The sequence below is a fragment of the Pseudomonas sp. MH9.3 genome (assembly GCF_034354675.1).
GTDB lineage: Bacteria > Pseudomonadota > Gammaproteobacteria > Pseudomonadales > Pseudomonadaceae > Aquipseudomonas.
Genome location: NZ_CP133785.1, coordinates 3,371,179 through 3,383,825, shown reverse-complemented (window position 1 = coordinate 3,383,825; position 12,647 = coordinate 3,371,179). Strand labels below are relative to the sequence as shown.

Annotated in this window: 10 protein-coding genes; 8 read left to right on the top strand and 2 right to left on the bottom strand. The window is 61.5% G+C overall.

The features are described 5' to 3' along the window. The first annotated feature begins 38 nt into the window (after positions 1-38). The 7 genes from RHM60_RS14985 to RHM60_RS14955 all read left to right on the top strand — a co-directional run bounded on the left by RHM60_RS14985 (position 39) and on the right by RHM60_RS14955 (position 8,248). On the top strand, positions 39-1,397 hold the full coding sequence (locus RHM60_RS14985; RefSeq protein ID WP_057006451.1) for a glutamine synthetase family protein: 1,359 nt from the start codon (positions 39-41) through the stop codon (positions 1,395-1,397). 54 nt (positions 1,398-1,451) lie between these two features. Further along, positions 1,452-2,816 (top strand): aspartate aminotransferase family protein, encoded by a 1,365-nt coding sequence (locus RHM60_RS14980; protein ID WP_231422766.1) that lies wholly within the window; start codon positions 1,452-1,454, stop codon positions 2,814-2,816. A gap of 85 nt (positions 2,817-2,901) precedes the next feature. Further along, a complete protein-coding gene (locus RHM60_RS14975) occupies positions 2,902-3,996 on the top strand; it encodes a polyamine ABC transporter substrate-binding protein (protein WP_209990556.1) in 1,095 nt (364 codons plus the stop codon). Positions 3,997-4,147: 151 nt separating this feature from the next. Continuing rightward, entirely contained in the window at positions 4,148-5,242 is a 1,095-nt protein-coding gene (locus tag RHM60_RS14970) for a polyamine ABC transporter substrate-binding protein (RefSeq protein ID WP_209986121.1), read from the top strand. A 65-nt stretch (positions 5,243-5,307) separates the two neighbouring features. Next, the gene (locus RHM60_RS14965) at positions 5,308-6,450 is read left to right on the top strand and encodes an ABC transporter ATP-binding protein (RefSeq protein ID WP_057006455.1); all 1,143 of its coding nucleotides are present in this window, start codon (positions 5,308-5,310) and stop codon (positions 6,448-6,450) included. Continuing rightward, complete coding sequence (locus RHM60_RS14960) at positions 6,447-7,367, top strand: ABC transporter permease subunit (RefSeq protein ID WP_057006456.1); 921 nt, start codon at positions 6,447-6,449, stop codon at positions 7,365-7,367. The genes RHM60_RS14965 and RHM60_RS14960 overlap by 4 nt, the downstream gene beginning before the upstream one ends. Continuing rightward, positions 7,364-8,248, top strand: coding sequence for an ABC transporter permease subunit (locus RHM60_RS14955; protein ID WP_231422764.1), 885 nt, complete (start codon positions 7,364-7,366; stop codon positions 8,246-8,248). The genes RHM60_RS14960 and RHM60_RS14955 overlap by 4 nt, the downstream gene beginning before the upstream one ends. A gap of 112 nt (positions 8,249-8,360) precedes the next feature. Here the strand turns inward: RHM60_RS14955 and RHM60_RS14950 are convergent, their stop codons facing one another. Beyond that, a complete protein-coding gene (locus RHM60_RS14950) occupies positions 8,361-9,002 on the bottom strand; it encodes an HD domain-containing protein (RefSeq protein WP_322212140.1) in 642 nt (213 codons plus the stop codon). A 237-nt stretch (positions 9,003-9,239) separates the two neighbouring features. On the opposite strand from RHM60_RS14950, the gene RHM60_RS14945 reads away from it, so the two are divergent. Then, positions 9,240-10,205, top strand: a complete 966-nt coding sequence (locus RHM60_RS14945) for a GlxA family transcriptional regulator (RefSeq protein ID WP_231422762.1) — start codon at positions 9,240-9,242, stop codon at positions 10,203-10,205. Between the two features lie 33 nt (positions 10,206-10,238). On the opposite strand, the gene RHM60_RS14940 is transcribed toward RHM60_RS14945, so the two are convergent. Further along, on the bottom strand, positions 10,239-12,593 hold the full coding sequence (locus RHM60_RS14940) for a penicillin acylase family protein (RefSeq protein ID WP_322212139.1): 2,355 nt from the start codon (positions 12,591-12,593) through the stop codon (positions 10,239-10,241). Positions 12,594-12,647 lie beyond the last annotated feature (54 nt).

Here is a 12,647-nt window from a genome sequence, read left to right as displayed (position 1 = left end):
CTTTAATGGACGCCAGGAAACCCAGCCCAGAGGCATTTATGAGTAACAACCTCGACCAGCTCACCGATTGGTTGAAAGACCACAAGATCACAGAAGTCGAATGCATGATTGGCGACCTCACCGGTATCACCCGAGGCAAGATCTCGCCGACCAACAAGTTCATCGCCGAAAAAGGCATGCGCCTGCCCGAGAGCGTGCTGTTGCAGACCGTGACCGGCGACTATGTCGAAGACGACATCTATTACGAACTGCTCGACCCGGCCGACATCGACATGATCTGCCGCCCCGACCAGAACGCCGTGTTCCTCGTGCCCTGGGCCATCGAGCCCACCGCCCAGGTGATCCACGACACCTACGACAAGCAAGGCAACCCCATCGAGCTGTCGCCGCGCAACGTGCTCAAGAAAGTCCTCAAGCTCTACGCCGACAAAGGCTGGCAGCCCATCGTGGCGCCGGAGATGGAGTTCTACCTGACCAAACGCTGCGAAGACCCGGACTTCCCGCTGCAACCGCCGATTGGCCGTTCCGGGCGCCCGGAGACCGGTCGCCAGTCCTTCTCCATCGAAGCGGCCAACGAATTCGACCCGCTGTTCGAAGACGTCTACGACTGGTGCGAATTGCAGGAGCTGGACCTCGACACCCTGATCCACGAAGACGGCACCGCGCAGATGGAAATCAACTTCCGTCACGGCGACGCGCTGTCCCTGGCCGACCAGATTCTGGTGTTCAAACGCACCATGCGCGAAGCCGCGCTCAAGCACAACGTGGCCGCCACCTTCATGGCCAAACCCATGACCGGCGAGCCGGGCAGCGCGATGCACCTGCACCAGAGCATCATTGATATTGCCACCGGCAAGAACGTCTTCTCCAACGAAGACGGGACCATGAGTCAGCTGTTCCTCAATCACATCGGCGGCCTGCAGAAATTCATCCCCGAACTGCTGCCGCTGTTTGCGCCCAACGTGAACTCGTTCCGCCGCTTCCTGCCCGACACCTCGGCGCCGGTGAACGTGGAGTGGGGCGAGGAGAACCGCACCGTCGGCCTGCGTGTACCGGATGCCGGCCCGCAGAACCGTCGTGTCGAAAACCGCCTGCCAGGCGCCGACGCCAACCCGTACCTGGCGATTGCCGCCAGCCTGCTGTGTGGCTACATCGGCATGGTCGAGCAGCACAACCCCAGCGCGCCAGTGGTGGGCCGAGGCTACGAGCGACGCAACCTGCGCCTGCCGTTGACCATCGAAGACGCCCTGGAACGCATGGAAAACAGCAAGACCATCGAGAAATACCTCGGGCAGAAATTCATCACCGGCTACGTCGCGGTCAAGCGGGCCGAGCATGAAAACTTCAAGCGCGTGATCAGTTCGTGGGAGCGGGAATTCCTGCTCTTCGCCGTCTGATGCGCCGGGCGCGCTGTGCAGACGGCGCGCCCTTCACCGAACCAGGAGACCTGTATGTCCAGCAACAACCCGCAAACCCGTGAATGGCAAGCCTTGAGCAACGATCACCACCTGGCGCCGTTCAGCGACTTCAAGCAATTGAAAGAGAAAGGCCCGAGGATCATCACCAAGGCCCACGGTGTTTACCTGTGGGACAGCGAAGGCAACAAGATCCTCGACGGCATGGCCGGCCTGTGGTGCGTGGCCATCGGCTACGGCCGCGATGAGCTGGCCGACGCCGCCGCCAAACAGATGAAAGCCCTGCCGTACTACAACCTGTTCTTCCAGACCGCCCACCCGCCGGCCCTGGAATTGGCCAAGGCTATCGCCGACGTCGCGCCCGCCGGCATGAATCACGTGTTTTTCGCCGGCTCCGGCTCCGAAGGCAACGACACCATGTTGCGCATGGTCCGCCACTATTGGGCGATCAAAGGCCAGCCGAACAAGAAAACCATCATCAGCCGCAAAAATGGCTACCACGGCTCCACCGTGGCCGGCGCCAGCCTGGGCGGCATGACTTATATGCACGAGCAGGGCGACCTGCCGATCCCTGGCATTACCCACATCGCTCAGCCGTACTGGTTTGGCGAAGGCGGCGACATGAGCCCGGAGGCGTTTGGCGTATGGGCCGCCGACCAGTTGGAAGCCAAGATCCTGGAGCTGGGCGTGGACAACGTCGGCGCCTTTATTGCCGAGCCGATCCAGGGCGCGGGTGGCGTGATCGTGCCGCCTGCGACCTACTGGCCGCGCATCAAGGAAATTCTTGCGAAGTACGACATTCTGTTTGTCGCCGACGAAGTGATCTGCGGCTTCGGCCGAACCGGTGAGTGGTTCGGCAGCGACTTCTACGGGCTCAAGCCGCACATGATGACCATCGCCAAGGGCCTGACCTCGGGCTACATCCCCATGGGCGGGTTGATCGTGCACGACGACGTGGTGGCCGTGCTCAATGAAGGCGGTGATTTCAACCACGGCTTCACCTACTCCGGGCATCCGGTGGCGGCGGCGGTGGCGCTGGAAAACATCCGCATTCTGCGCGACGAGAAAATCATCCAGCGTGTGCAGGATGAAACGGCACCCTATTTGCAGAAACGTCTGCGCGAGCTTGCGGATCATCCGTTGGTGGGCGAAGTACGCGGTGTTGGCTTGCTGGGTGCGATTGAGCTGGTGCAGGACAAGGCCACGCGCAAGCGTTATGAAGGCCGTGGCGCAGGCATGATCTGTCGTAACTTTTGCTTCAACAACGGCCTGATCATGCGTGCCGTGGGCGATACCATGATCATTTCTCCGCCGCTTGTGATCAGCCACGCGGAAATTGACGAACTGGTGACCAAGGCGCGTACCTGCCTGGACCTGACCTTGGCCCAATTGCAGGGCTAAGTGCTAGTCTCAGCACGCATCAAATAACGCAGGCTGTGGCTAATAAAGAAAAAATCGGAGCATCACCATAATGAAGGCATCAGGTTTGAAAAACGCTGGCAAGACCCTCCTCGCCTTGTCCCTGATGGGCGCAATGGCGGGCGCGGCCCAGGCAGACAGTAAAGTGCTGCACGTGTACAACTGGTCCGACTACATTGCACCGGACACCATCGCCAACTTTGAAAAAGAGTCGGGCATCAAAGTGGTGTACGACGTGTTCGACAGCAACGAAACCCTGGAAGCCAAGTTGCTGGCGGGCAAGTCCGGTTACGACATCGTCGTGCCGTCGAACAATTTCCTCGCCAAGCAGATCAAGGCCGGTGTGTACCAGGAACTGGACACGTCCAAGTTGCCCAACTACAGCAACCTGAACAAATCCCTGCTCAAAGCCGTGTCGGTCAGCGACCCGGGCAACAAGCACGCGTTCCCGTACATGTGGGGCTCCATCGGCATCGGCTACAACCCGGAGAAGGTCAAGGCTGCGCTGGGCGTGGACAAGATCGACTCGTGGGACGTGCTGCTCCAGCCCGAGAACATCGCCAAGCTGAAAAGCTGCGGCGTGAGCTTCCTCGATTCGCCCACCGAAATGCTGCCGATTGCCCTGCATTACCTGGGCCTGCCAACCGACAGCCAGAAGAAAGACGACCTCAAGCAAGCCGAAGCGCTGTTCCTGAAAATCCGTCCTTCGATCGGCTACTTCCACTCGTCCAAGTACATCTCGGACCTGGCCAACGGCAACATCTGCGTAGCCGTGGGTTACTCGGGTGACATCCAGCAGGCCAAGTCCCGCGCGGCCGAAGCCGGCGGCAAGGTCAAGGTGGCCTACGACATTCCCAAGGAAGGCGCCGGCAGCTTCTTCGACATGGTCGCCATTCCCAAGGATGCCGAAAACGTCGATGCCGCCTATAAGTTCATGAACTACCTGCTCAAGCCGGAAGTGATGGCGTCGATCACCAACAGCGTGCGTTTCCCGAACGGTAACGAGAAGGCTACCGCACTGGTCGATAAAGACATCACCAGCGACCCGGGCATCTACCCGCCAGCGGACGTGCAAGCCAAGCTGTATGCAATTGCCGACCTGCCGGCCGCTACCCAGCGCGAGATGACGCGCAGCTGGACCAAGATCAAGTCGGGCAAGTAAGCCCTGCTACCCGTGGGAGGGCGCAAACGCCCTCCCACACATTAATTAAATGAAAGAAAGTTTTGCCGGATCGGTTTATCGAAGGTAAGTTGCGCGCCGGTTTTGTTGCCGGGCAACAACTTCAGGGCCAACTATTGAAGAGGACCTCCACTTGCCAATTTCTTTATTTCGCAAAGCCTTGCTGGTGGGTGCAGGTATCACGCTGGCTGTCAGCGTGCAGGCTGCACCGACGGTGCATATTTATAACTGGTCGGACTACATCGGCCCCGACACCCTGGCCAACTTCGAAAAGGCCACCGGCATCAAGCCCGTGTACGACGTGTTTGATTCCAACGAAACCCTGGAAGGCAAGCTGCTGGCCGGACGCACCGGCTACGACGTGGTAGTGCCGTCCAACCACTTTCTCGGCAAGCAGATCAAGGCTGGGGCGTTCCAGAAGCTCGACAAGTCATTGCTGACTAATTATTCCAATCTTGACCCGGCGTTGCTCAAGCGTCTGGAAAAGAACGATCCGGGTAACCAGTATTCTGTGCCGTACCTGTGGGGCACCAACGGCATCGGCTACAACGTCGATAAAGTGAAAGAGGTGCTGGGCGTCGACCATATCGACTCCTGGGCGGTGCTGTTCGAACCGGAAAACATGAAGAAGCTCGCCAGCTGCGGCGTGTCGTTCATGGACTCGGCCGATGAGATGCTGCCGGCGGTGCTCAACTACATGGGCCTGGATCCCAACAGCACCAACCCGGCCGACTACAAGAAGGCCGAAGAGAAGCTGCTCAAAGTACGGCCCTACGTGACCTACTTCCATTCCTCCAAATACATCTCGGACCTGGCCAACGGCAATATCTGCGTGGCGGCCGGTTTCTCCGGCGATGTGTTCCAGGCTAAGGCCCGTGCGGCCGAAGCAGGCAAGGGCGTGAACATCGCCTACGCGATTCCCAAGGAAGGCGGCAACCTGTGGTTCGACGTACTGGCGATTCCCAAGGACGCCACCAACGTCAAGGAAGCCCACGCCTTCATCAACTATTTGCTGCAACCTGAGGTGATCGCCCAGGTCAGTGATTACGTCGGTTACGCCAACCCTAACCCGGGGTCGGACACACTGATGGAGCAATCGATACGCACCGACGCAGCGGTTTACCCACCGCAGGCGGTTCTCGACCGGACATTCGTCAACTTCGAGCTACCCCCGAAGGTGCAACGCTTGATGACCCGTAGCTGGACCAAGGTCAAGACGGGCAAGTAGCGCTCAAACTATCCAGGGTTCGCCCGCATTGGGCGAACTGCACTCTTTTTTTGGGAGTTTCGTAAATGGCTGTTGCCTCCGGCGCCTACAAGAAAGCCCTCGAGGGCGACCAGACACCGAAGAAGGTGCTGGTCAAAATCGACCGGGTCACGAAGAAGTTCGACGAGACGATTGCCGTGGACGATGTGTCCCTGGAAATCAAGAAAGGCGAGATTTTCGCCCTGCTCGGCGGTTCGGGATCGGGCAAGTCCACCCTGCTGCGCATGCTTGCAGGTTTCGAGCGCCCGACCGAAGGCCGCATCTACCTCGACGGTGTGGACATCACCGACATGCCGCCCTACGAGCGGCCGATCAACATGATGTTCCAGTCCTACGCGCTGTTCCCGCACATGACCGTGGCGCAGAACATCGCCTTCGGCCTGCAGCAGGACAAGATCCCCAAGGCCGAAGTCGACGCCCGCGTGGCCGAGATGCTCAAGCTGGTGCAGATGAGCCAGTACGCCAAGCGCAAGCCGCACCAGTTGTCCGGCGGTCAGCGCCAGCGCGTGGCCCTGGCCCGCTCCCTGGCCAAGCGCCCGAAACTGCTGCTGCTCGATGAGCCGATGGGCGCGCTGGACAAGAAACTGCGCTCGCAGATGCAGCTCGAGCTGGTGGAGATCATCGAGCGCGTCGGCGTGACCTGCGTGATGGTCACCCACGACCAGGAGGAGGCCATGACCATGGCCGAGCGCATCGCGATCATGCACCTGGGCTGGATCGCGCAGATCGGCAGCCCGATCGATATCTACGAGACGCCGACCAGCCGTCTGGTGTGCGAATTCATCGGCAACGTCAACATCTTCGAAACCCAGGTGGTGGACGACGCCGAAGGCCACGCGGTGCTCAAATGCCCGGACCTGGACCGCGACATCTACGTGGGCTACGGCATCGCCACTGCGGTGGAAGACAAGTCGGTGACCTACGCCATCCGCCCGGAAAAACTGTTGGTCACCTCAGAGATGCCGACCTGCGAACACAACTGGTCCAGCGGCAAGGTGCACGACATCGCTTACCTGGGCGGTCACTCGGTGTTCTACGTGGAGCTGCCGAGCGGCAAGCTGGTGCAGTCCTTCGTCGCCAACGCCGAGCGCCGTGGCCAGCGCCCTACCTGGGGTGATCAGGTGTACGTGTGGTGGGAAGACGACAGCGGCGTGGTACTGCGCTCATGAACACAAAAAAACTCAAACGGCGCTTGAACCGCCTCGTCCCCAGTGGCAAGCAGGTGGTCATCGGGATTCCGTTCCTGTGGCTGTTCCTGTTTTTCGCACTGCCGTTTTTCATCGTGTTGAAAATCAGCTTTGCCGAAGCCGATGTGGCGATCCCGCCGTACACCGAGATCTACACCTACGTTGAGCAGAAGCTGCAAGTGGTGCTGAACCTGGCCAACTACAGTCTGCTGGCGGGGGACGAGCTGTACATCGCCGCCTACCTCGGCTCGCTGAAAATGGCGTTTTTCAGCACGCTGCTGTGCCTGCTGGTCGGTTACCCGATGGCCTACGCCATCGCCACCGCGCGCAAAGAGATGCAGACGGTGCTGGTGCTGCTGATCATGATGCCGACCTGGACCGCGATCCTGATCCGCGTGTATGCGTGGATGGGCATCCTCAGCAACAACGGTCTGCTCAATGGCTTCCTGATGTCCATGGGGCTGATCAGCGAGCCGCTGCAGATCCTCAACACCAACATTGCGGTGTACATCGGCGTGGTCTATTCGTACCTGCCGTTCATGATCCTGCCGCTGTACGCCAACCTGGTGAAGCACGATCAGAGCCTGCTGGAAGCCGCATCCGATCTGGGTTCGAGCACCTTCAACAGCTTCTGGAAAATCACCGTGCCGCTGTCCAAGAACGGCATCATTGCCGGTTGCATGCTGGTGTTTATCCCGGTGGTGGGCGAGTTCGTGATCCCCGAACTGCTCGGCGGCCCGGAAACCCTGATGATCGGTAAAGTGCTGTGGCAGGAATTCTTCAATAACCGTGACTGGCCGGTGGCGTCCGCCCTGGCGGTGGTGATGCTGGCGATCCTGATCGTGCCAATCATCCTGTTCAACCGCAGCCAGGCCAAAGAGCTGGAGGGCAAGATATGAAACGCTTTCGTTTCTCCAGCTTCATGCTGGTCGCAGGCTTGTTGTTCATCTACTTGCCGATGCTGATCCTGGTGATCTACTCGTTCAACGAATCCAAGCTGGTGACGGTGTGGGGCGGTTGGTCGATCAAATGGTACGTGGGCCTGCTGGACAACACCCAGTTGATGGGCTCGGTGGCGCGCTCGCTGGAAATCGCCTGCTACACGGCGGTGGCGGCGGTGGCGCTGGGTACGCTGGCGGCCTTCGTGCTGACGCGCATCAGCCAGTTCAAGGGCCGCACGCTGTTCGGCGGCCTGGTCACCGCGCCGCTGGTGATGCCCGAAGTGATCACCGGTCTGTCGCTGTTGCTGCTGTTCGTGGCGATGGCGCAGTTGATCGGCTGGCCCCAGGAACGTGGCATCGTCACCATCTGGATCGCCCACACCACCTTCTGCGCGGCGTACGTGGCGGTGGTGGTATCGGCGCGCCTGCGTGAGCTGGACCTGTCGATTGAAGAAGCGGCGATGGACCTGGGCGCGCGGCCGTGGAAGGTGTTCTTCCTGATCACCATCCCGATGATCGCGCCGTCGCTGGCGGCGGGCGGCATGATGTCGTTTGCGCTGTCGCTGGACGATTTGGTACTGGCCAGCTTCGTGTCGGGGCCGGGTTCGACCACCTTGCCGATGGAAGTGTTCTCGGCGGTGCGCCTGGGGGTCAAACCCGAGATCAACGCCGTGGCGAGTCTGATTCTGTTGGCGGTGTCGCTGGTGACGTTTCTGGTGTGGTTCTTCAGCCGGCGTGCCGAAGAGCATCGCAAGAAGGCTATTCAGCAAGCCATCGAAGAAGCCGCCGCCGAAGGCTGGAAACAGCCCGACAAACGCCGCGCGCCGGCTCCAATTTAAAGTGTGGGAGGGGGCTTGCTCCCGAGAGTAGGGTGTCAGTCAATTGAAGTGAGACTGACCCACTGCTATCGGGAGCAAGCCCCCTCCCACCTTTAATTGCATTTCAAGTTGATTACGCTGCCCACGGCGAGGTGCGAATCACCTGTACAAAATTCGTCGGCTTGAACCCCGGCACCTGGTCCAGCAGAACATCGGTCTTTACGTTACCAAACGTGGTCTGCGGACGATGGCGCAAGCCGTCGGCAAATGCACAGATGATGCACTCCTTGAACCCCTCACCGCGTGGATGCGCATGCACCACAGCCTCGCGTTGCGCGCTGCTGAACGCGGCGTAGTCCATGCCCAGCACGTCCATTTCCACACCGGCGGTTACCAGCGCCACCGTGGGGCGCAGATGCTGCGGCACCCCCGGGGTTGTGTGCAGGGCGATGGACAGCCATACCTGCTCGATATCGTCATCGCTCAGCCCGTAAGGCTTGAGAAACTTCGCCGCCGCATTGGCGCCGTCCACTTCGAAGCGCTTGTCGTCGCTGCGATGGCCTTCCATCAAGCCCAGGTCATGGAACATCGCGCCGACGTACAGCAACTCAGGGTTGTACGCCAACTGCTTGCGTTCACCGCTCAATGCGCCAAACAGGAACACCCGGCGCGAGTGGTGGTAGAGCAGGTCGGACTCGATGTCGCGGATGTAGTCGGTAGCGGCCCTGGCCAGGGCGCTGTCGGGGATCTTGATGCCGGCGATGGTCGTGGTCATGGTTGTTCTCCTGTGGGAAGCACCCAGTCTGGTCGCGCACCTGCCGGGCGGCCATCGCGGCGAGGGTGCGATTGCGGCCAATATGCCGACACATCGTGCCAGGGGTGTACTCGGTCGAATGGGGGCGGTGGCTTGCCTGATAGCATCACCTCGATATACCTGATACACCGAGGTGTCTGCATCGCAGGCAAGTCAGCTCCCACAGGGGTGTCGGGTCAGCCCTATAAAGGTGTCGTCATGCATAGAACCGTCGCCATCCTGATCTTCCCTGGCGTCCAGTCGCTGGACGTGAGCGGACCCATGGATGTGTTCTGCGAGGCGAACCGATTCCTGGCGCCCGAGGACCATTACCAACTGGAAGTGATCGGTGTGGGTCACGGCGTGATGGCCGCTTCCAATGGGTTGTCGCTGCAAGCCCACAAGCACTACAGCGAAGCTCTGCAAACCTGTGATCTGCTGCTGGTCGCCGGCGGCCCGCAGTTGCCCTTCGAGGACTTCGGCGCGCAGTTCTATGATTGGTTGCGCGGCGCAGCGGCCCGGTCGCAGCGCTTCGGGTCGATCTGCAACGGCGCGTTCATGCTCGCGCGTGCCGGTTTGCTGGGCGGGAAAACCGTGACAACGCATTGGAACGATGCCGCTGACCTGGCGCGCCTGTGCCCCTCGGCGCGGGTCGAGGCCGACCGTCTTTACGTGCAGGACGGCAACCTCTACACCTCGGCCGGTGTGACGGCGGGTATCGATTTGTCGTTGTACCTGCTGGCCCAGGATCACGGGCCGGAGGTGGCCTTGAGCGTTGCCAAGCGCCTTGTGGTGTTCACCCAGCGTTCGGGCGGGCAGTCGCAGTTCAGCCCATTTCTCACACCCCATGCCGACACCTCCTCGGCGGTGGCTCGGGTGCAGTTGTATGTGTTGGCCAATTTAACCGGGGATTTGACCATCGCCGATCTGGCCAGGGCGGCCAGCATGAGTGCGCGCAATTTCTCCCGGGTGTTCGCCCGTGAAGCGCACATCACCCCGGCGGAGTTCGTCGAGCGTGCACGCGTGGATGCCGCGCGGGTGATGCTCGAAAGCACCCGCGCGCCGCTCAAGACGGTGGCTTATCAGTGCGGCTTTCGCGATGCACAGCACATGCGCAGCGTGTTCAGCCGCCGGCTGGGGGTGACGCCGCAGCGGTTCAGGCTCAACTTCGCCGCACCGGTTTGAGGCACCGGTTTGAGAGTGCCCCTCGACCAATGCCTATCGCGCTGGCAGCAGCTTGAGCGTGCCGCGCGTGTTGGCGGTGACTTCCTCGTCGGTGAAGTGCGCCTGTTCGTAGCCGCCCTCGATGTAGGTTTGTGCCTGGTCGCTGTAATGCGCGTCGAACGGCACGCCGCTTTGTCCGACCGGGTTGATGGTGAGGGCATGGGCGGCATCGGCGAAGTCGATCAGGCGGCGGGTGGAGGGGCCGTAGGTGACGGGCCAGGGCGCCGGGCCGATATTGGCTGACTGGTTGTTCGGTACTTCGTGGGTGCCGGGCGCGGCGAACGGGCCGACGTTAACGATCTGGTCCAGCGGCTGTTGCGAGCCCAGCGGATGGCCGTGGGTCAGGGTGTGCGCCTTGCCCCATTGCCACTGCGTCGGGTCGTCGCCGAATGTAGCCTTGAGATGGCTCAGGCTGTTGTCCCACGCGCGCTTGACGGTGTCGGCGCGCTTGCCGTCCCACCAGGGTGAGTCCGCGGACGCAGCCAGGCGCGGCAGCGCGGCGTCGATCACGCGGGTGCTGAGCAGGGTCTTGAACAGTGCGTCGCCAAGTTTGGGGTGGAAGGCCGCCTCGGCCAGGTTGAACAGGAACTGGTTGAACAGCGTGGCACTGGTGGAATCGAGCGGATAATCGCCTTTCCACGCCGCCAGTTGCTCCACCAGCTGCAACTGGGCCGGGTCCTTGACCACCTCTCGCAGCACCGTCAACAACGGCGCCAGCAGGCGCGGGCCGAACGCCGTGGTGGTGCCCAGTTGCAGAGCCTGGCTGTTGGTGACGTTCCACTTCACGCTGTTGTCGCTCAACTGCGCATTCAACTGCTGGCCACGGTCGGGCAGGTTGTAATAACCAGGGATTTCCATGCCGGTGGGCGATACCGGCTGGGCATTGGCGGACACCACGTAACCCCGCGCCGGGTTCTCTTCCTGCGGGTTGGCACTGAACGGGTAGAAGCCCAGTTTGTCGCCTTCCGGTGTGCTGCCGTCGAGGATCATCCCGGCATTCACGCCCGGCGGCCGCATCGGCAATTGCGCCGCCGCCCACCAGCCGATGTCGCCCTTGGCATTGGCCCACACGATGTTCAGGCCCGGCGCCGACACTTTGGAAGACGCCGCGCGCGCCTTGGCCAGGGTGTCGGCGCGGTTGAGTTCGTAGAAGCCTTCGAGGCTGCGGTTGTCGGTGTCGAGAAACGCCCACCACATGGCAATCGGCGTCGTGCCGCTGTTATCGCCGAGCACACTGTTGATGATCGGGCCGTGGGGCGAGCGGCGCAGGGTGAGGGTGACCGGCTCCTGGCCCTTGACTGCAATCTGCTGTTCGCTGCGGGTCATGTCGACCCATTGGCCGTGGTACCAGACCTGGTTGGGGTTGTCCGGGTTGGTCTTCTCGGCGATCAGGTCGAGGTCATCGTTCTGGAACATGGTCAGGCTCCAGCCGAAGTCCAGGTTGTGCCCCAGAAACGCCATCGGCGACAGCGCGTTGTGGTAGCCGTACAGCTCAAAGCCCGGCGCCGACAGCTGCGCCTCGTACCACACCGCCGGCACCGAAAAACGAATATGCGGGTCGCCCGCCAGCAACGGCTTGCCGCTCTGGGTGCGGCTGCCACTGATGGCCCAGGCGTTGCTGCCTTCGAACTGCGGCAAACCATTGTCGGCCAGGGCCTGATCGCTCAACCGGGCAAGGGCGCCGAGGTGTTGCCAGTCGCTGTCTGCCAGGTTCAGGGCGCCCCTGGGCTGCCAGTCGAGGTCGAAGACCTTCAGGTAGTCGCTGCCCAACCGGTCGTGGATATAGGTCAGCAACGGCTCGGTACGAAACGCGGCGGCAAAGCTGTAGGCCATGTACCCGGCAACACTGACGCTGTCCTCGGCGGTGAACGGCCGCTTGGCAATGCCCAGCACGTCGAACTCCAGGGGGCTGGGGTGGCCGGCCTGATACTGGTTGATGCCGTCGAGGTAGGCTTGCAGGGCTTTCCAGGTCGCGGACTCGTGGTCCATGTGCGCCACGTAGTCAGCGGCGCGCTCGCGAATGCGCAGGCTGCGAAACAGCTTGTCGGTCTCCAGCAGTTTGGGCCCCAGCACCTCGGCCAGTTCGCCACGGGCCAGGCGCCGCATCATCTCCATCTGGAACAGCCGGTCCTGGGCCTGCACATAGCCGAGGGCGCGATACAGATCGGCCTCGTTGCCGGCGCGAATGTGCGGCACGCCACGCTCGTCATAGCGCACCGTGACCGAGCCTTGCAGGTTGGCCAGCGTCTGCGTGCCCTGGCGGGTCGGTTGTTTGCTGTAGACATAGCCGCCAACGCCGGCCATGACGGCGACGATCAGCAGGGCAAGCACGATCAGGCTGCGTTTCATGGACGGTCCTTGGTCAGTCGCCTTCAAAGGTCATCGAAGTCTAATGGGTTTGGC